The sequence below is a fragment of the Methylobacterium guangdongense genome, assembly GCF_038442355.1.
In the GTDB taxonomy this organism is placed as follows: domain Bacteria; phylum Pseudomonadota; class Alphaproteobacteria; order Rhizobiales; family Beijerinckiaceae; genus Methylobacterium; species Methylobacterium guangdongense.
The window spans coordinates 17,559-35,480 of sequence record NZ_JBBXMX010000035.1; the positions used below are offsets into that span (position 1 = coordinate 17,559).

Genomic DNA, 17,922 nt, shown 5'->3' on the forward strand with positions numbered 1-17,922 from the left:
TCCTCAGTGACCGGCGGGGGCTTTGACGAAGGCGCGGGTCACGGGGTGACGCCAGCGGCGGGAGCGCTCGCACCAGATCGGGGCGAGGGCGGCGACGGCCGGGGCGGGAGCCGGGACGAAGGCCGCACGCTGGAAGGTCGGCAGCTCGGGGAACCCGTTCTCCTCGATCCACGAGGCTAGGAACGCGGTGCCGGTGCAGAGGCCAGCGATAGAGAAGGCGGCGAGCGCGGCGAGCATCACGCCACCTCGCCGAGGTAGCGGCGCACGGCCGGCAGATCGCGAACCAACATGATGCTGCTGGCGCCGAGAAAGACCGGCGTGAGCCAAGCCAGGAACACAATCTGGTCAGGGGTGAGGTTGGAGAGCATGGGTGCGGCTCCTCAGTGCGCGGCCATGTGGCGGGCGAGCTTGGCGGACCGCCACGCGGCGGTGAGGCAGACGGACATCGCCTCGGCCCAGGTGCCGCCGAAGCGCTCCTGATGGGCGTGGGCGGCTTTGGCGGCGGCGGCCATGATCGCGGCGCGGTCGAAGCGGCCGGCGGCGTAGAGCGGGCGGCGGGTGGCGCGCACCGTGAAGTCAATGCGGGCGGTGGCGGACAGAAGGCCGGCGGGGATCTTCGGCTTGCTGTCGTGCAGCGAGCGGGAGATGCGGTTCCAAGAGACAGTGCGGTTGGACATTGCGGCCTCAGAGGCAACCTTGTGCCTGAGAAGCAATCTAGTGCGCTAGGATGCGCCTTGTCAACAGCCTTGTGCCTCAGGTACAATCTGATGGTTCAAAAAAGGTGGCCTGTGATCGCATCGTTGTCCCCTCGCCTCTGCCGTGCCGGCCGCTCGTTCTTGGGTTGGGAGCAATCAGACTTGGCCGAGGCCTCTGGCGTCTCGAAATCCACGATCGGGGCATTCGAGCGCCGGGAAGAAACCGCGCGGCTGACGACGATGAACAACCGGGCCGTGGTCGAAGCATTCGAAGGCGCCGGGCTCGAATTCATCCCCGAGAACGGGGGAGGCGCGGGGATCCGGTTCAAGGTCCGCCGCGATGGCACACGCGGGGAGCACTGACGGCCCCGCCCTTGAGCTTTACCGGCCGCAGCCCAAAATCAGTCATAGCCGCCGAGAGGCCCGCGTGCAGGACGCTCTAGCCCGTTCCATCGCTCAGACTGCCGCCGATGTTCTCGGCCGGCGAAGCGACGCGCACGGCGGGGCCTACGTCTCGGATGAAGCGATCGGCGCTCACTTATGGTTCGAACGCGGGTTTACGGGCCACGACGAATTAGTCTCACTCATCAACCACACCCGGCGGTTGCTCGACGCGCAGCGCCCTTCCGCCCTCGCCCAGGCGCCTTACCGAAAGCCGGTGCAGCTCAGCCTTAAGCTTGAGGCCGCCTGATGGGTCGCCGGGATCCCGAACCGCCGAGGATGTTCGACATCTTTGACAAGATGGCAGCCGAGGTGGTGGAACGGGCTAGGGCGCAGAGCCAAGCCGTCGCTCTTGAGCGGAAGATCCGGGCGCCTCGCAACCGCCGCTCGAATTGGACGGGCGACCGTCAGACCCTCTGCGAGATCGGCGACCTAATCCAGCTTCGACACCGCGGCCCATGCGATACAGACGATGGAGAAGCCTACCTGCGGGCCGCCCTCCCTTGGCTCATCGCCAAGGCCGGCGGTCCCCTGGCCGAGGATCTTGAGGACCGCGTTGCCGATTGGTGCCGGGTCGTCGTCCCTCGTCTCGGCCGCGTCGCCATCCGTGAGGGCATCGCCGAGGCCCGAGAGCGCGACGGGCGGCAACGGCTCTGGTGGTCCGCTCAGGCGTTGGGCGACCTGCTGCGCCTGACGGTAGACGAACGGGAGCGGGCGCGGATCACGCGCATGCGCCCGGCCGGCATGACGCCCCGGAAGTTCGCAGCCTATCAGCGGGCTCGGGAGGCAGAGAAGGCGAAGGCCCGCCGGATCGCCAAGGGGGCCACACCCCGGGAGCAGTCGAAGGCCGCGCTAGAGCCGTGGGTCGCTCTCGGTATGAGCCGGGCGACCTACTTCCGGAAGCAGCAAGCCGGCACCCTGCCAGCCCAGATCCGGGACCGTGAGACTGTTTCGTCGGCAGCAGATGCGAAGCATCTTAAGCCCGTGACGGGCCGGTCTCACGTCGCAGAACAGATCGTTCCGGGTCCAGCGAGATCCGCCCGCCCGAGCCCAAGCGTCGGCGCTGTCGGGCATGCGCCCAGAGGCAAGCCGAGGGCAGCCCCGCCCGGTCGTGCCGTCGCGCTGCCTCTACCGGAAGGGGGCGTTTCCGAGCACCCCGACATGCTCGGCGGCGGGGAGTGGAGGCACTTCAACGACGTGCTCACGGATTATGCCGGAGGTGTCCTGCCTGACGATCTCGTGCGCGCAGTCCGCGACGCGCAGCGGGTCCGGCAGATGACGCAAGAGGCGGTCGCCCGTCAGATCGGTATCAGCCGGCCGCAGCTCGCCAATGCGCTGCAGGGCCGCTTCGGTCTGAGCCGGAGCGCAGCCGCCAACCTGATGACGTGGCTTGCTGCCTGAAATCCTTTGTCACCATCGCGACGGCGAAGCCGTCCGCCGTCAGGCGGGAACAACGCGGGCCAACTCGGGCCGCCGCTCGTCGCTCTGCAGGGTTCGGTTGCCATTGCTCGCCATCTCGGGATCTCGCTTGCTCGGGATCATGATATCAGGACGGGGCTTGTCTCTGAGGCTCTGTCGGCGCATCTTGTCTGTGTCGCGCGTGGCCGGTTCTCGCCCGTAGCGCCCCAGAGCCAGAGCACCCATCGCCATTGCGGCACCGGGTCAGCGCCAGCGGGTCAAAAGCGAGCCGCGACACCCTTCCCACTCTTTTGCGCCCGCGCGCCTCCACGGCGCGCGCTTCGCTATGGAACAGGCCATGCGCTCCCAATCCCTCCGCTCTTTTGTCCAAATCGCGCCCGACTGCTTCGTCTCGCGGGAACGCCTCGCCCTCGATGCCGAGGCGCTTGCCGGCGCCGCCGCCATGCTCAAGGCCGACATTCGCAAGGCGATCGGCGGCATGGGGCCGTTGATGGGAGAGGATACGATCCTTGAGATTTGCCGCGAGGTAATGGCCGAGGATCGCGGGCGCCCCAAGCGCTCCCACACGTAAGCAGCGGGCCCCGCCTCGCCGGTTAACTTGCTATCAAGCGATCTGCGCAACCTGATACCGCGGGATCACGCTGGCATGATGCCGGGCGATCCTGCGGGCTCGGGGACTCGTTGACAGGATCCCTCGCGGGCTCGATTGCTGCCCAGCTTGATCGCATCGAACGGGGGCGAGTGTGCAGGTCATCGCGATCACGTCGAGAAAAGGCGGCGTCGGGAAATCCACGCTCGCGATGCACCTATCCGTCCTGGCGGCGCAGGCTGACCGCCCTGCCTTGTTGCTCGATATAGACCCGCAACGGTCGCTCACATGGTGGCATCAGATCCGTGGGCCGGATGAGCCGAAGCTGATCGAGGCGGATGCGCGCGAGCTGCCGGAGCTTGTCGAGGCGGCCCGCCGCGAGGGGTTCGGCCGGATCATCATCGACACCCCGCCGCACGCCGAGGACAGCATTCTAGGGGCCATGCGGGCGGCCGATCTCGTGTTGGTCCCGACCCGGCCGGGGCCGCTCGACTTGGCCGCCGTCGCCTCGACGTTGGATCTCGCGAAGCGGATCGGCAAGGCGCCTCTGGCCGTCCTGAACCATTGCCCGGCCCGCACGGGGTCGGCCGAGCCGTCGATCGTCGCCGAGGCGCGGGCGGCCCTGATTGAGATGGGGGCGACCGTGGCGGCAACCGCCCTCGCGAACCGGGTTGCCATGTCTCACGCCATCCTGACGGGCTCCACGGTCAACGAACACGAACCGGACGGGAAGGCCGCGGCCGAGGTCGCCGCGCTTTGGCAGGAAGTCGAGGCGGCGCTGTCCGCCGAAGGGAAGGCACGATGAGCAAGCCCGCACGCCCTGCCCTGAACAGCCTGACGGGCCGGTTCGCCCGGAAGGATCCGCCGGCCGTCACCGGTAACGGTGTCAGTGAACCCGTGGAGTCGGCCGAGCCGGCGGCGGCGGGGTCCGGCCCCGGGTCGACCGCGGCGGCGACCGTGAAGGCCAAGGCCGATGCCCGGGTGCAGATCCTCACGCGGATAGACCCGGCGACCCGCAGGCGCCTCAAGGTCATCGCGGCCGAGCAAGAGCGCACGATCCAAGACATATGCGAGGAAGCGATCCGCGATTTCGTGGCGCGGCATAGCAAGTGAGCACGATCCCGAGCTTGCGAGCTATCACGGCGCGGGCGGCAGGGGCGCTCGTTGCCATAGCCTTGAGCCTGCCGGCGAGAGCGGCCCCGACGCAGCGGCCGTATGTCCTGAGCACGGCCACTACGTCAGTGCTGGCGACCATCTGCCGGGAGGGCAAGAACCCGCTTGGGGCCAACTTCTGTACCGGCTACATCCTGGCGGCCTTCGACCGCATGTCGATGTCGCGTGAGATATGCCCGAGCCCCGGGGTCGGGGTGGAACAGGTGATGGCCGTTGGCCGCCAGTTCATCGAGGCGCACCCCGAGTTGTGGGATCGGCACCCGAGCTACGTCCTGGAACTGGCGTTCGGCGCGGCGTTCGGATGCCCGGCCGAGTGAGGGCCGATGCTATGGAGCGGTCTAGGGGGCTTGGTAGCTTGATAGCGCCCGATGCGGTTTGTTGCACCTAGTGCAGCCTCACGAGTGAAAATCTTGCAACAGGTGCTTGACGGCCTGCAACAGGTGCCGTAAATCATCCTTGTGCCCGGCAACTGGTGCCGAGCTAGCCGCCGCTGTCCAGAGCGGCGCCACGAGGAGAAACCCCAATGTTCCATGATGTCCGCACGATCCAGTCCGCCCGCATCGCCCGGTTCGGCGCTGGCGCGACCATCGTCCGCTCCGATCGCGCCCTGGCCGAGAGCCAGATCCAGAACGTCGCCCCGTCCGTGTTCGCCGAGAGCAAGCACGCCAGCCGCAGCGAGCGCTACACCCACATCCCGACCGTCGAGGTTCTGCGCGGCCTCGCCCGGGAGGGGTTCCACGCCTTCGAGGTTCGGCAGGGCGGCTCGCGCGACGCGGACAAGCGCGGGTTCACCAAGCACCTTCTGCGGCTGCGCCGGGAGGGCACCGCGCTCGTCGGCGACAGCCAGCGGGAAGTGATCCTGCTCAACAGCCACGATGGCACGTCGTCGTACCAGCTCATGAGCGGCCTGTTCCGCATGGTGTGCAGCAACGGTCTGGTGGTCGCCGAGGGCGAGGCCCATGCGATCCGGATCCCGCACAAGGGCGATATCGTCCAGCAGGTGATCGAGGGTGCCTATCGTGTCATCGACACGGGCGCCGAGATTGACCGGCGGGTCGCTGAGATGCGCCGCATCGACCTTCGCCCGGCCGAACAGGAAGCCTTCGCCGAGGCCGCGTCCGCGCTCCGGTTCGCCGGCGAGGCGTCGCCCGTGACCCCGCGTCAGGTGAACGCCCCGCGCCGTTCGGCCGATGCCGGGTCCGATCTCTGGCGGACCTTCAACCGCGCTCAGGAAAACCTGACGCAAGGCGGCCTCGACTACATCCACCGCAACGCCGAGACCCGCGCGGCCTCGCGGCGCTCCACGCGCCCCGTCAACGGGATCGACGGCAATGTGACGCTGAACCGGGCGCTCTGGGTCCTGTCGGAGCGGATGGCCGAACTGAAGGCCGCCTAACCGCCCGGCCCCGAACATAGGATGGCCCCGGTGTGTCCAGCACCGGGGCCTTTGCCCGTACCGCCCGCCACGAGGAAGCGCCGAGCCGCGCGAACCCTCCCGATCTACCGCCAGCCCGAGGGACCGTCCATGGCCGCGAACAGCAAGCAGATCCTCTCCCGGTTGAAAGACGACATCGATAAGGCTCGGCACCGCGTCGCGATGGCCGAGGACGTCAAGGCCGAGGGGGCGGCGGCGCGGGATTGGCGGATCTCAATGGGGCTGTCCCGGCCGAAGCTGGCCGAACTGACGGGGTACTCGGAACGCACGATCGCGGCCTATGAGGCGGGTCGGTTCGATGCCGACAAGCTCGTCACGCCGCGCGCCCTTCATACCTACCGGCTCGCGTGCGCCGCCGTGGCGCTCGGGGTTGAGTTCGACTGGCGGTCCGCCTCCCTCCGACTCGGCCCGGCCGTGGTCACGGTGCCCACCACGGGGGAGGCCGGGGCCATGCCGGCCGTCGACACCCCCGAGGGGTAGCGGTCTCTCAATCCTGCGATCTTGGGGGACTGGCGGGCTCGGCATCTCGCGAGCTTGGGATACCGGCATCATGCTCCCGTGCGGTCCTGCGGGCTCGCGGTCTGGATTGCTTGCTATCAAGTTAGCTCGCGGGCTTGCTCCCGATGCATCCATGCTGTAACTTGCGATAAGGGTCATTCTCGAAAGTTTCAGGCGAGGCGGACCGAAAGGGCCGTAAAGAAATGAAGCCTCGGCTATTTCCCCCCGCAGACGCGTTCGCCCCGCTGCGAGACGCCGCGTCGAGCGCTGTCCGCAATCTCGGCCTGACATGCGCGCCGTGGCAGCTCGCCCCGGAGCACTGGCAACGGGTGCTCAACGCCGTCGAGGCGCGGGCCAGGATGCGGGGGCACGCCCTGCCGGCCGGCTGGCGGGATGAGCTGGCCGTGCAGATGGGGCGGACCGAAGCCGACGCCTATTCGGGACCGGAGAGCTGAGGCCATGGCCGACCCGTTGAAGAATGGCGCCATTTCGGACCCGCGGTTAGCTAGCCAACCGGACCCGTCGAAATCCGCCGAATTTCAATTCGAGCGGCCGGACTGGACGCTGTTCCGCTCGGCCGACACCCTCGCGCAGAAGGCCGGTGTCCGGAAGCAGTTGCTGCGCCGGCTCGTCCTCAAGGAACTGGCCGACAACGCCCTTGATAGCGGCGCGCGTACCGTTACCGCGACGATGGTCGCTCCTGGCCGCTATGTGGTCCAAGATGACGGCAAAGGGATCGAGGGCGGCCCTGAGGCCGTAGCGCGGCTGTTCAGTGTGAACCGGCCGTTGGTTTCGTCAAAGCTCTGGCGCCTCCCAAGCCGAGGGGCGATGGGCAACGGCCTGCGCGTCGTCGTCGGCGCGGTCGCGGCGTCGGACGGCACGTTGGTGGTCACGACGCGCGGGCGCCGGCTGACCCTCGTCCCGCAGGCGGACGGGTCCACGGCGATCGAGCGTGTCGAGCCCGTCGAGGCGTTCAAAGGGACGACGGTCGAGATCGCATTCGGGCCGGCGCTACCGGTCGACCCCCATACCCTTGAGTGGGCGCAGTTCGCCATCACCATGGCTGGCGGGGGCGAGGCTTACACGGGCAAGCCGTCGCCATGGTGGTACGACGCTGACGCGTTCTGGGACCTTCTGCAGGGTGCAGGCGACCGGCTGTTGCGCGAGTTCATCGAACGGCTGGACGGTTGCACCGGGGCGAAGGCCGGGCGGATCACGAAGGCGTTCAGGGGCGCACCATGCCGCTCCCTCTCTCGGGATCAGGCTCGTGAACTGCTGACGGTCGCCCGGTATGAAGCCCGCCCCGTCAGTCCCGCGCGTCTCGGCCACGTGGGGCGCATGAATAGCTCAGCCATCTCGTATGCGATCCAGCGGGGACAGGCCACGATCGGGGGCCGCGAGCCGAAGGCAGAGATCCCGTTCGTGATTGAGGCGTGGGCTACGGCAGAACGCCGGGACGAGGGCGGCGACGAGATCGACGTGAACATGAGCGTGAACCGCACGCCGGCCGTCGCGAACATCGAGGCTTGGCGGAGCAAGGGCGAGTTGGTCCTTTCGGGCTGCGGGCTCCACCACCGCTGCAATCGCATCGCGCCCGGCCGCTACTCCATATCCGTCAACCTCACCACGCCTTGGTGCCCGGTCACGACGGACGGGAAGGAGCCGGACCTTTCGCCGTTCGTCCTGGAGATCATCGCGGCCATCGAGCAGGCGGCCCGGCGCGCCCGTGGGGCCATGCCCCGCCAGCCTTCGGCGGTCGCCGCCGGCACGACGCACAAAGACATCATCCTGCGCAACCTCGACGCGGCCGTAGCGAAGGCGAGCGGCGACGGTCAGTACCGCTTCAACCAGCGGCAGCTATTCTACGTCCTGCGCCCCATCGTGATCGGGGTGACGGGCAAGGAGCCGTCCTGGGAGAACTTCTGCAAGATCGTCACGGACTATGAGGCTGAGAACGAGGATATCCCGGGCATGTATCGGGATCCGAGAGGTACGCTCTACCATCCGCATTTAGGTCAAGACATCAGCCTCGGCACGCTGGCGGTCGAACAGTACGAGCGCCCTGCTTGGACCTTTGGGCAGATCCTCTACCTCGAAAAGGAAGGGTTCTTTGAGGCGCTGAAGGCCGCCCGCTGGCCGGAGCGGCACGACTGCGCGCTCGTCACGTCTAAGGGGTTCACCACCCGCGCGGTGCGCGATCTTCTTGATCTGCTCGGTGAAGGCGACGAGCCGATCCGGGTGTTCTGTGTCCATGATGCCGACGCCTTCGGCACAATGATCTTTCAGACCCTCTTGCACGAGACCAAGGCCCGCGGTGCGCGCCGGGTCGAGGTCATCAATCTCGGCCTGGATCCGTGGGAAGCCCTCGGGATGGGCTTGAGCCCTGAGAGCGTCGAGGCGTCGGATCGGAGTAAGGCTGTCGCCGACTATGTGCAGACCCGTCAGGATGGCGCGCGCTGGACGAACTGGCTTCAAACGCAGCGCGTCGAGCTGAACGAGATGACGACGCCGCAGCTCATTGCGTGGCTGGACGGGAAGATGCAGGCCCACGGGGTCGGCAAGGTGATCCCGCCAACCGCCGTCATCACGGACGAGGCCAAGCGCCAGTTGGCTGAGCAGGTTGAGCAGCGCATCACGGCACGGGTGCTGCGCGAGGCCAAGATAGACGAGCAGGTCGCGGATGCGCTCGCCGCGATTGATCTGCCGGGCCCGGTGGCGTTGGCCGGCGCGGTCTCGGGTTGGGTCTCGTCCAATTCAGACAAGGCTTGGACAGGTGGTGTCGCTGAGATCGCGGCGGATCTCGCCGAGGCTGTTGAGCCATGACCACGGAGTTTTACGAGGAAGTCGCGAAACTCCCGGCCGAGGTTCTTTCCGATCATGGAAACAACCTACCGGCCGAGGCCGCCGCAATAGTCCGCGCCTATCAACGCGCGAGCAAGTCGGATGCGACCGTGCGGGCCTACACGTCCGACGCCCGGGTGTTTCAGGACTGGTGCGCCCGGTTCGGCTTCCGGTCCCTGCCGGCGAGCCCCGAGGCCGTGGCCGCGTTCATCGTCTCGGAAGCGGAGGCAAGCCGCGCCGCATCCACTCTCGGCCGGCGCCTCGCCGCGATCCGGTACGCGCACAAGCTGGCCGGCGTCGCAGATCCGACAGACGATGAAGGGGTGCGGGCCGCGATCCGAGGAGCCCGGCGCAAGGTCGGCGTCGCCCCGACACAGAAGGCCGCCGCGACCGCCGATGTCCTGGCGGCGCTCCTGATGCGGACCCCCGACACCCTGACGGGCAAGCGGGATCGGGCCTTGCTGGCGCTCGGCTTCGCGGGTGCGTTCCGCCGGAGCGAATTGGTGGCCCTCAATGTCGAGGATCTGCGTGAGGATCCGGAAGGCCTGCGCGTCATGGTCCGCCGGTCCAAGGTCGACCAAGAGGGCAGGGGCTTTGAGAAGGCGATCCCGCATGGCCGGTTCATCCGCCCCGTCGCCCTGGTGCGCGAATGGCTCGACGCGGCCGGCATCGTCTCGGGGCCTGTATTCCGCCCAATCTCGCGGTCGGGCAGGGTGCGCAAATCTGCACAGGGGGGCGAGGAGGGGGTGTTGAGCACCCACCCCTCTGAGGATGGGGTGGCGTTTCACCACCCCACGGGGGAGGCCATCGGCTCCGCACCTTTACGTCAGTCTGACGTAAAGCCTCCCCGCCTCACGACGCAGGCCGTGGCTGACATCATCAAGCGCTACTGCACCGCTGCCGGCCTCGATGCGTCGACCTTCGGGGCGCACAGCTTGCGGGCCGGCTACATCACTACGGCGGCCGAGCGGGGCGCGGATCTCGCCCGCATCATGGATCAGTCGGGCCACCGTGATCCGCGGACCGTGGTCGGCTACATCCGCCGCGCCAATGCCTTCAAGGGACACTCGGGGAGCGGCTTCCTATGACCAAGCCCAAGTCGGCGAAAGATCAGACGGCGGTTGTCCCAGCAAAGCGCGACCCGACAGAGCGGGAGCAGCGGGCATTCAGGGCAGCAGCTAAGAAATACAAAGCGCGTTCCGAGCCCCTAATCTATGACAAGCAACCGGAAGGGGGCCGGACGCTCCGGCTAAAAGCAGAACACAGCGACGCGGCCGGGCAACTGCTCCATACCCTCGACACATTCGGAACCGCCTCCGCAGATTTTGCAGAGCATGGCATCGGGCGCTTAGCCGCCGTCATGCGGTCTCGCGGTGAGGAACTTCCGGGCGATACAGCCTTCAATATGAGCCTCGCCGCGATCGGCGGCATCGCCCCGCAAAACGAGATGGAAGCAATGCTGGCCGTGCAGATGGTCGGCGTCCACGAAGTCGCAATGGAGATGCTGACCCGTGCCAAGCTGGCGAACGATACCGGCCACCTAGAGCGGTACGGCACCCTCGCCACCAAGCTCCTGAGGACGTTCACCGCGCAGACGGAAGCGCTCGCGAAGCTCCGGCGCGGTGGATCCCAAGAGGTCGTCGTGAAGCACGTTCACGTCTACCCGGGCGGACAAGCGATCGTTGGCAACGTCACATCTGGGGCGCCCCGGGGGCAGGGGGGAGAGATCGAAAATGGACATCAAGCCCATGCACTCACTGGACCGGCAGCCTTCGCCTTTCAGGCTGACGCCTCGATGTTGTGCCAAGACGCGGGCCGGGACACCCTGCCAATCGCCGGCAGTGAAGGGAAAGGCCCGGTGCCACAAGCACGGCGGCGCGGCCGGAAGCGGAGCGCCGAGGGGTAGCCGGAACGGACGCTATCGGCACGGCCTGCGGACGCAAGAAGCCATGGCCGAGCGACGGCGCGTGCGGGAGATCTTCGCGGAATGGCGCGAGCTTGAGAAGCTGTTGCCGATCTGAGGGGAGGCCTATGCCAATGACAGCAGCCAAGCAGGCGGGCGAGGACAAGGCGCCGTCTCGGGATGAGCCGAATGGAAGCCCGCCGATCCGCCATGAACGTTTTGTCTGGGATGGGGAGGGCGCAACGCTCATCCCGCCGAAAGCAGAGGCTAAGACGAAGCCGAAGGACGCGGCCGGACTGAAATAATATCAACGGATATCAGATTGGACGGCGCTGCCACGCGCCGGTTTCCAGTCCGGTTTCCACATTCTACGCGCACGCGAGCCCTCTAAAGTAGAGCGGTTTAGAGAGTGGCGGCATGCAGCCCTATTGAGTTTTCGGAGGTAGTCCGCGCGAGACCGAAGGGGGTGTTAATCCGCCACCCCCTTTAGTTTTCGGAAGCCGTATCGCGGGTGCACGCGAGGCCCGGCCTGTTGTGATTTGTTATGGTCGCGGACCGCTTCTGCGCTTCGTTGTCGGCGGAATGCAGGGGGTTCGTTGGGGGTTCGTGCCGGTCTCGTTGGCGCTTTGAGGTAGGACCGTAGGCGGCACGGCCCGTTGACCTTTGTTGACCTTCCCCAGCGCCCGGCCGGAGTTTCGCAAGCAGTACGCGCCCGGCGCGTGAGGCAGCTCAAAGGCCATAGAGTCCGCAAAGCCATTGCAGATCAGCCGCTTGGATCATCTCGGCCGATAGCATGCCGGGTGTCCAAAATGGGCGAAGCCGCACACTCCAAAAGGGCATACGGCAGGCCACCCCAACTTGAAAACAATCAAGGGAATTCAAAGGCTCGCGCGGATGGATCCCGAATAAAAAAACGGCGGATAACAGGGCACCCGCGGCGAGCGTGTTGAAGATTGTTGAACCTGCGGGCGGGCGGCTCCTGTTGGTTTCAGTGCGGGTTTCGGGAGCAATACGCGCACGCGCGCGAGGGCTGCCCTTCGCTAAAGTAGCAATGAGTAGCAATGCCAAGGGCGGGGTTTAGCGCACGGTACGCGATGCGCAGGCCGGACGGGCGCTGAGTTTTCCAAGGCAGTCATTGCGAGGCAGATCGGCATAGGGACTGCCCATGCCGGACTCGGTTCGTCAGATTTGGCCTAGGGAGGCCTCCGGCTGAAAACCAGTGCCTTGCCCGCAAAATTCGACAATGCCGCTCACGCGCCAAATTTGGCGCTTTCCTGGCCCTTCCTGACGGCAGACACCGTTGAGGGCGAGACACCGGCCCGCCGGGCGATCTCCCGATCCGAGAGCCCTTCCGCAAGCAGCGCCTCGACGGCGGCGCGGCGCTCGGCCACGGGGCGATGCGCGGGCTTGCTCGGCTGAGGGGTGCGCCGGTCGGCATGGACTTTCGCCGCGGGTTGGCGTCGAGCTCTCGGCCGAGATGCGGGAGGGGTCGTCACGGCCCCACCTTCGTCCGCTGGTGAGGGGGGAGCGTTCTGCGACCCCCTTTGCGCGCCCGGCGCCTCGGGGTCCGATGGGGGGACGGATTGAGATGTCGTCTCGGGCTCGGCCGGCTGCAACGCGGCGCATTGAATGGCGGTCGCCCTCTCGGCCTCTCGTCGCCGTTCCCACTCGGCCAGGATCGCGTTGACCCGACGTTGACCGGCTGCGCACCCGGGCGTTCCGCATGTGCTGGCGCCGTCCGCCCGGTAGCCGCAACCGCATTCCTCGCACCGCAGGGGGCATCGGCATCCCCACCACACCGTGAAGCACTCGGTACATCCGCCCATGTAGCGCACGCCGTCGCTCCCCTATTGCATCCACCTGAGACAGCCCTCCGTCTCACATTGCCCGTGAACGTGGCCGTTGTGGCTGTCGCGGATCCAAGCGAGCCGGCCCTTGCAAGTCGGGCACTCGATGGTGCCGCTGTCGCTCAGGTCGGCCGCGATGGCTGCGAAGGCACGGCGGATCGGATCAGGCTCGGCCTGGCTGTCGAGGAATGCGGCGCGCAGACCTGCGGCGAGGCCCTGCAACGCGGCGGCTGCGGCCTGCTGGCGGATCTCGTTGGCGTCGGCCCTGGTTTCGATCATCACGGCGGCGGCTAAAGCGGCCTGCCGTGCGGCCTCAACGCCTGCGGCGAATGCCTTTGCCTCGCGCGGGGTCATCGGCTTTTCCTCTCGGTAAGGTCCGGCAGCAGCTCGCCCCACACGGCGTTCAGGATCACCAAGCGGGCGTTGGCCCGGGTTGGGTCGTCGTCAGCCACGGCGTCTATCAGCCCGTCCAGGGACGCGAGGCCGCCGGCCTGATCCGCCTCGACGCCCTTGCGGCGTAGGGCCTGCCGGAAGGCGATGGCCGCGGGCGCGGTGTCGCCGTGCCGCTCGATGCCCGAGAGAAGGGCGAGAACCGCGGCGGGCGTGACGGTCTCGGGGGCGAGTGCGGCGGTCATGCGGCCTCTCCCGCGCGCAGCTCGTTGAAGAATTGGCTCATCTCGAAATCATAATCGTCCCACGTCGCGCCCTCGGCGATGGCGAACAGTTCCACGGCCCGATCGGCGCGGCGAATGATGCACCAGCCGGTGAAGCCGTAGCCGGGCGGGACAGGCCATTTCTCAAGCTCGGCCGGCGTCTGACGGCGCAGGCGGTATTCCCGATCCGGGTTCGCCCGGAACCAAATATCGTCAATGTCGATGGCGGGCATGGTCTCAGGCTCCTCAGGCTGCTGTGTCAGGGGTGTGCTGGTGGAAGCTCGGCCAAGGGCGCGGGCGGCTCCTGCGCGCCGTGAGCAACGGAACCTTGTCTCGTCGGGCGATGCGACGGGCGATGCGCTCCGCGTCGGACTGCGCCGGCATGAACCTGCGATCCGTGACAAAGCCGACGGCGAGCCGTTCGATGCACCAACGGCCTTCGAAGTAGGCGACGCGGACACCAGTGGCCTTGTGGCGCCAACGCTCGCGGGGGAACTCGACAACGGTCCCCATGATAGAGGGGCGGGAAGTCGGGGGCTGCATAGCGGCTCCTCAGGCGGCGGTACGGTTCAGGGCGAGGTACGAGGACCAGACGCGCCGCTTATCCAGCGCATCCAGGTCGGACAGGGCCGCGAGGGCGGACGGCAGCAGTCCGGCATCCTGCTCGGCGCGCAGCAGCAGATCCGCGAGAGCCTGACCGCGCGGCCCGGTGGACAGGTGGACGATGCTGCGCAGGCACCTCAACCGCGCCTTGCGCTCGGCCGGGTCGATGTCGGCGCGGAACGGCCCCCATGCCTCGCTGCTTGCGATCATCGGCCGAACTCCCACCACGGCACGCCGGCCGGCTGCCCGGGCTTCGTGCGGTGCGTCAGGTGCCCGAACCGGACCTCTGTCGCCGTGATGGCGCGGACCGGGCCGCTGATCGGCAGGACAAGCGCCCCGCAGGCGTCGGTTCTCACGATGCCGGCGACTGCATGCACACCGAACAGCCGGCTTGCCGTCCAGCCCAACGCCTCGGCCTGCGGCCCGAACGTGTCGAGGAAGGCGAGCGCCCGAGACAGGACGCGGGGCCACTCGTCTAGGCGATAGCCGGGGCACGGCGGGCTGTCCGCGGACAGGGCCGAGAGGCCAGAATGCCACTTCCGCAGCTCGCCCCCTAAAACTTCCGCAACCGCGATTTTGGGCTTTTTGCTTTGTTCTGAATGGCTTAGTGAAACTTCCGCAGCTTCCGCAACTTCCGCAGGCCCCACACCCCCGCGCACGGCCGGACCCTGGCCCTGGCCCCCACCCCCCGCGTAAGTCATTGATATATATATATTATTTTCTTCTTTTCTTTCTTTTATACGCGCACGGGGGGGAGTGTGTGCGTCGGGACCCCCTGCGGAAGTTGCGGAAGCTGCGGAAGTAAGCTTAACCCTATGATCTATAACGGGAATTGCTTCCGCAGGTGCTTGCGGAAGTTTTTGCGGAAGTTCTTTTGGGAGCGATTTCCCTACCTCGCGGGCCGCATTTCGGCGGATCTCCGCAAGCGCCTTGTAGGGATCGAACAGAGGCAGATCCGTCATCGCTAAGCGGCCTCCCCGGTGACTCGGTAGGTCTCGCGGTATGCTTTGCCGTCGATCTCCTGCCGGCCGGCGGGCTCAAGGCGCCCGAATGAGACCAGAGCCTCAAGGCGCTTCCGCAGGGTCGCGGCGTCGGATCGGAGATGGCTGGCCGTCAGTTTTTGGATCAGGCTCGGGGAAGTCAGGTTGCCCGGCTTCACCTTCTCGATCAGCCAATCCGCGAGATCGTTTTGCGCGCGGATCTCGGGGTCCAAGATCGCGTGCCCGGTGAGCCGTAGAGCTTCCCGCAGGTAGAACGTCCCGATCGCGATGGCGGCGGCCATGGTCTCGGCCGTCACGGCGATGTCTAGGCTGCGATCGGCCCCGCCCGCTCGGCTTGGCCGGGCCGCGTCGGGGTTCTCGAAAATGGTCAGGATGCCGGCGATCCGCGCCACGTTCTCGGCGATCTTGCCGGCGGCCGATGACACCGGGCGCCAGACCTTGCCAGGGCCGTTCTCATCCTCGATCGACTGGCCGAACTGCCGGAACAGCGTCCACGCCTCAGGGGTGAGGTTGAGGACGGGGGGCGCCAGCTCGTTGCGCGTGCCCTCGCGGATGGGCAAGCCTACGTCCAAGCAGCGCCGGCACTGATCCTGAAAATCCAAGATCCGCCTATCCGTGCCCGGGTTCGTGGCACGGAAGACCCTGAAACCAATCCGGCTCTCGGGGTACATCACGAGGAACCGGCCGACGATGCCTTGATCGTTCGCCAGTTCGTCCCCGATGAACGTTGAGGCGATCCGAGGCTGCGCGGCTAGGCTGATGCCGACTCGCCGGCCGACGTAGGTCTGAGCTTCGGCAGCGCGGACACGCTGCGCAGACCCGTTGTCCCATAGCTTCGACAGGCCGGTGACGGTGCGGGTTCGGGCCTCCGGCCCCATTCCGTGCCCGCCGAGGAATTGCCCAGCCTCCGACGTGAACACCCCGACGCTGGCCCGCCCGCTCCGCAGCAGGTTTATCAGGCCTTCAAGGTTCGGCTCCTCGGCGCGAATGATGGGATTTACCGGGGGCACTGGCTCGCGCAGTGCCAAAAGACGGCTTTCCCGACCGGCTCTATCGAGCTTGTTGTCCCGTTCGACTGCCTTCTTCTCGGCCTCATAGGCGGCCCAAGCCGCTTTGAACCGGCGATCCTCTTCCTCGTATTCAATCCGCAGTCGGGCTTCCTCGGCCGCGACCGCCCGCAGTGCAAGGGTGTCGCAGGCAGATTTGCGCTCGCCCGACACGGCGATTGCCAGCATGAACAGGCTCAGGGGGACCGCGGCCGGCAGACCCTCAACCTTGATATCGGCGAGCCCCTGAGACACCAGCATCGCCGCGGAAAGCACGCTGTGCGCGCACAGGCTGCGGGGCGCTTGGACGTGCTGTTCCAATGCCTCGACGGCACTCCGCATCACGGGGGGCAGCGCCTCGATCGGGAACGGCGGCGCCGCGCTAAGGGCCGGGGCGATCTCAAGTCGGTCGCGTTCGGTCGGGATTGCGGAAGGCCCGCGAGGGGCGCCGCGGTCGCCACGGGGGATGAAGGTCTCGCGGTGGATGCGCCCGAGGGCTTCGGCTGCTGTCACTGGCATGCGGGCACGTCCCTCCGGACGGTATCGTTCAGGTCTTTGCAGTTGGCCGGCGGCCGGATGATCTCGGCATTGCGGCCGGCATCGTGCCACCGGGTGCCGACGCTGTTGAAAGCCTTCTCGCTCGCGCCGTTGACGTCGTTTTCGCCCAGCACAACGAGGGTATGGACATCGGGAAGCGCTGGCAGGGAGGCGACCCCGCCAGAACTGCCGAGCGCCCAGGCGGGGCGAAGACCAAGGTGCTGCCGAGCGGTCAAAACCGTCTCGATCCCCTCGCCGATCGTCAGGAAGCCGCTGCCGTTCGCGAGCGGATCAAGCATGATGGCGCACCCGGCGGCGACCCCGAGCATGCGCCGACCGGTCTTCCGGCCCTCGCGGTCTAAGGCCGTCCGATGAACGCCGCGCAGCTCGCCCGTGCAGATGTCCCGCAGGGGCGCCACCATGGCCGGAACGGTCTCGCCGAGCCCCCAAGGGCAGGCCGGGGCGAAGCGCAAGGTCTCGTGCGCCCCGTCGACCAACGCCAGCCCGCGCGAGCTCAAGTAGGCCTCGACAACCGACCCCCGCGGATCCCGGGTGTTGCGCCAGATCTCGGCGGCCTGCCGCTGCCGCTTCTGTGCCTCGCGGCGCTCCTGTTCCTCGGCCCGGCGGCGGGCTTCGGCGCGGCGCTCGATCTCAACCGGGTCTAGATCTCGGGGCCGGCGCCAATGGTCGTCAGGAAGGCCGAGTTGTGCCGCAACGTAGTCACGGCAGGTCTCCCACGGGTCGCCCGCAAAGGACGTGACGACAAAGCCGTCTGTCGCTTCGGCGAGGCGAACGGACATGCTGCGGTCGCGGCGGCTGTGACCGGGACCCGGAGCAACCACGCGGTTGCCCCGGATCTGGCCGCCGAGCGCCCGAGCGATTTCAGGCAGGCTCAGAGTCATGCCGTGTGCAGCTCCCGCTCAAGCCGATCCGTCAGAGCGGCGAGCCAGTCGCCCTGTCGGATCGTGAGGTTGCCGCGCAGCTTCTCTATGTCAGACAGGAACGCCCGTTCCTTGGCGCTAAAGCACCACGGCCGGCTCAGGCAGAACTGCACGCGCTTGCGGTGCTCGACTTCCTGGCGCGGCGTGTAGGCTCGCTTCCAAGCGTAGGCGTCGAACGGGCGGATGCGTGCGCCGGCGCACGGTTCTTGTCGGCGCCGACAACTTTCTCGCTGGCGAGAAAATTCAGATCGGGAGGTGCCTCCCGAATTGTCCCGGCGCCGGGACAACTCAGAGCCGGCC

Annotated in this window: 25 protein-coding genes; 14 read left to right on the forward strand and 11 right to left on the reverse strand. The window is 67.3% G+C overall.

What is annotated here, in order from left to right:
* Nucleotides 1–3: 3 nt before the first annotated feature.
* The 3 genes from AAHG09_RS30225 to AAHG09_RS30235 are packed head-to-tail and all read right to left on the reverse strand — an operon-like array spanning nucleotide 4 to nucleotide 677.
* Nucleotides 4–237 carry a hypothetical protein gene (locus tag AAHG09_RS30225; protein ID WP_342111776.1) on the reverse strand — a complete coding sequence of 78 codons (234 nt, stop codon included), beginning with the start codon at nucleotides 235–237 and terminating at the stop codon, nucleotides 4–6.
* Nucleotides 237–368: a hypothetical protein gene (locus AAHG09_RS30230; RefSeq protein ID WP_342111779.1), complete on the reverse strand. Its 132-nt coding sequence runs from the start codon at nucleotides 366–368 to the stop codon at nucleotides 237–239. Before AAHG09_RS30230 ends, AAHG09_RS30225 begins: the two co-directional genes overlap by 1 nt.
* Nucleotides 369–380: 12 nt before the next feature.
* On the reverse strand, nucleotides 381–677 hold the full coding sequence (locus tag AAHG09_RS30235) for a hypothetical protein (protein WP_342111781.1): 297 nt from the start codon (nucleotides 675–677) through the stop codon (nucleotides 381–383).
* Nucleotides 678–857: 180 nt separating this feature from the next.
* Here AAHG09_RS30235 and AAHG09_RS30240 point away from each other — a divergent pair, with 180 nt between their 5' ends.
* The 14 genes from AAHG09_RS30240 (at nucleotide 858) to AAHG09_RS30305 (ending at nucleotide 11,299) form a co-directional block, all read left to right on the forward strand.
* Entirely contained in the window at nucleotides 858–1,058 is a 201-nt protein-coding gene (locus AAHG09_RS30240) for a helix-turn-helix domain-containing protein (protein WP_342111783.1), read from the forward strand.
* Nucleotides 1,059–1,385: 327 nt separating this feature from the next.
* Nucleotides 1,386–2,537 (forward strand): transcriptional regulator, encoded by a 1,152-nt coding sequence (locus AAHG09_RS30245; protein ID WP_342111786.1) that lies wholly within the window; start codon nucleotides 1,386–1,388, stop codon nucleotides 2,535–2,537.
* A gap of 355 nt (nucleotides 2,538–2,892) precedes the next feature.
* Nucleotides 2,893–3,126, forward strand: a complete 234-nt coding sequence (locus tag AAHG09_RS30250; protein WP_342111789.1) for a hypothetical protein — start codon at nucleotides 2,893–2,895, stop codon at nucleotides 3,124–3,126.
* 172 nt (nucleotides 3,127–3,298) lie between these two features.
* Nucleotides 3,299–3,949, forward strand: coding sequence for a ParA family protein (locus AAHG09_RS30255; RefSeq protein WP_342111792.1), 651 nt, complete (start codon nucleotides 3,299–3,301; stop codon nucleotides 3,947–3,949).
* Nucleotides 3,946–4,257: a ribbon-helix-helix domain-containing protein gene (locus AAHG09_RS30260; RefSeq protein WP_342111794.1), complete on the forward strand. Its 312-nt coding sequence runs from the start codon at nucleotides 3,946–3,948 to the stop codon at nucleotides 4,255–4,257. The genes AAHG09_RS30255 and AAHG09_RS30260 overlap by 4 nt, the downstream gene beginning before the upstream one ends.
* Nucleotides 4,258–4,385: 128 nt before the next feature.
* Complete coding sequence (locus tag AAHG09_RS30265) at nucleotides 4,386–4,634, forward strand: Rap1a/Tai family immunity protein (protein WP_342111797.1); 249 nt, start codon at nucleotides 4,386–4,388, stop codon at nucleotides 4,632–4,634.
* A 206-nt stretch (nucleotides 4,635–4,840) separates the two neighbouring features.
* The gene (locus tag AAHG09_RS30270) at nucleotides 4,841–5,713 is read left to right on the forward strand and encodes a DUF932 domain-containing protein (protein ID WP_342111799.1); all 873 of its coding nucleotides are present in this window, start codon (nucleotides 4,841–4,843) and stop codon (nucleotides 5,711–5,713) included.
* Nucleotides 5,714–5,842: 129 nt separating this feature from the next.
* Nucleotides 5,843–6,232 carry a helix-turn-helix domain-containing protein gene (locus tag AAHG09_RS30275; RefSeq protein ID WP_342111800.1) on the forward strand — a complete coding sequence of 130 codons (390 nt, stop codon included), beginning with the start codon at nucleotides 5,843–5,845 and terminating at the stop codon, nucleotides 6,230–6,232.
* A 347-nt stretch (nucleotides 6,233–6,579) separates the two neighbouring features.
* Complete coding sequence (locus AAHG09_RS30280; RefSeq protein WP_342111801.1) at nucleotides 6,580–6,705, forward strand: hypothetical protein; 126 nt, start codon at nucleotides 6,580–6,582, stop codon at nucleotides 6,703–6,705.
* 4 nt (nucleotides 6,706–6,709) lie between these two features.
* Nucleotides 6,710–9,073 (forward strand): hypothetical protein, encoded by a 2,364-nt coding sequence (locus tag AAHG09_RS30285; RefSeq protein WP_342111802.1) that lies wholly within the window; start codon nucleotides 6,710–6,712, stop codon nucleotides 9,071–9,073.
* On the forward strand, nucleotides 9,070–10,179 hold the full coding sequence (locus AAHG09_RS30290; RefSeq protein ID WP_342111804.1) for a site-specific integrase: 1,110 nt from the start codon (nucleotides 9,070–9,072) through the stop codon (nucleotides 10,177–10,179). The genes AAHG09_RS30285 and AAHG09_RS30290 overlap by 4 nt, the downstream gene beginning before the upstream one ends.
* Nucleotides 10,176–10,997: a hypothetical protein gene (locus tag AAHG09_RS30295; protein WP_342111806.1), complete on the forward strand. Its 822-nt coding sequence runs from the start codon at nucleotides 10,176–10,178 to the stop codon at nucleotides 10,995–10,997. Before AAHG09_RS30290 ends, AAHG09_RS30295 begins: the two co-directional genes overlap by 4 nt.
* Nucleotides 10,933–11,112: a hypothetical protein gene (locus AAHG09_RS30300; protein WP_342111807.1), complete on the forward strand. Its 180-nt coding sequence runs from the start codon at nucleotides 10,933–10,935 to the stop codon at nucleotides 11,110–11,112. Before AAHG09_RS30295 ends, AAHG09_RS30300 begins: the two co-directional genes overlap by 65 nt.
* 16 nt (nucleotides 11,113–11,128) lie before the next feature.
* Complete coding sequence (locus AAHG09_RS30305; protein ID WP_342111808.1) at nucleotides 11,129–11,299, forward strand: hypothetical protein; 171 nt, start codon at nucleotides 11,129–11,131, stop codon at nucleotides 11,297–11,299.
* A gap of 945 nt (nucleotides 11,300–12,244) precedes the next feature.
* Here AAHG09_RS30305 and AAHG09_RS32015 read toward each other — a convergent pair.
* From AAHG09_RS32015 to AAHG09_RS30340, 8 genes are all read right to left on the reverse strand, one after another.
* Nucleotides 12,245–12,820 carry a helix-turn-helix domain-containing protein gene (locus AAHG09_RS32015; RefSeq protein WP_412760111.1) on the reverse strand — a complete coding sequence of 192 codons (576 nt, stop codon included), beginning with the start codon at nucleotides 12,818–12,820 and terminating at the stop codon, nucleotides 12,245–12,247.
* 21 nt (nucleotides 12,821–12,841) lie between these two features.
* Nucleotides 12,842–13,195: a hypothetical protein gene (locus AAHG09_RS30310; protein WP_342111810.1), complete on the reverse strand. Its 354-nt coding sequence runs from the start codon at nucleotides 13,193–13,195 to the stop codon at nucleotides 12,842–12,844.
* Nucleotides 13,192–13,476: a hypothetical protein gene (locus AAHG09_RS30315; RefSeq protein ID WP_342111812.1), complete on the reverse strand. Its 285-nt coding sequence runs from the start codon at nucleotides 13,474–13,476 to the stop codon at nucleotides 13,192–13,194. Before AAHG09_RS30315 ends, AAHG09_RS30310 begins: the two co-directional genes overlap by 4 nt.
* The gene (locus tag AAHG09_RS30320) at nucleotides 13,473–13,727 is read right to left on the reverse strand and encodes a hypothetical protein (protein ID WP_342111813.1); all 255 of its coding nucleotides are present in this window, start codon (nucleotides 13,725–13,727) and stop codon (nucleotides 13,473–13,475) included. The genes AAHG09_RS30315 and AAHG09_RS30320 overlap by 4 nt, the downstream gene beginning before the upstream one ends.
* A 319-nt stretch (nucleotides 13,728–14,046) precedes the next feature.
* Complete coding sequence (locus AAHG09_RS30325) at nucleotides 14,047–14,307, reverse strand: hypothetical protein (RefSeq protein ID WP_342111814.1); 261 nt, start codon at nucleotides 14,305–14,307, stop codon at nucleotides 14,047–14,049.
* Between the two features lie 754 nt (nucleotides 14,308–15,061).
* Nucleotides 15,062–16,663 carry a YfjI family protein gene (locus tag AAHG09_RS30330; protein ID WP_342111816.1) on the reverse strand — a complete coding sequence of 534 codons (1,602 nt, stop codon included), beginning with the start codon at nucleotides 16,661–16,663 and terminating at the stop codon, nucleotides 15,062–15,064.
* Nucleotides 16,654–17,583: a DUF7146 domain-containing protein gene (locus AAHG09_RS30335; protein ID WP_342111819.1), complete on the reverse strand. Its 930-nt coding sequence runs from the start codon at nucleotides 17,581–17,583 to the stop codon at nucleotides 16,654–16,656. Before AAHG09_RS30335 ends, AAHG09_RS30330 begins: the two co-directional genes overlap by 10 nt.
* Nucleotides 17,580–17,922 (reverse strand): hypothetical protein (locus AAHG09_RS30340; protein ID WP_342111821.1); only part of this gene is annotated, 343 nt, incomplete at its 5' end. The genes AAHG09_RS30340 and AAHG09_RS30335, both read right to left, overlap by 4 nt.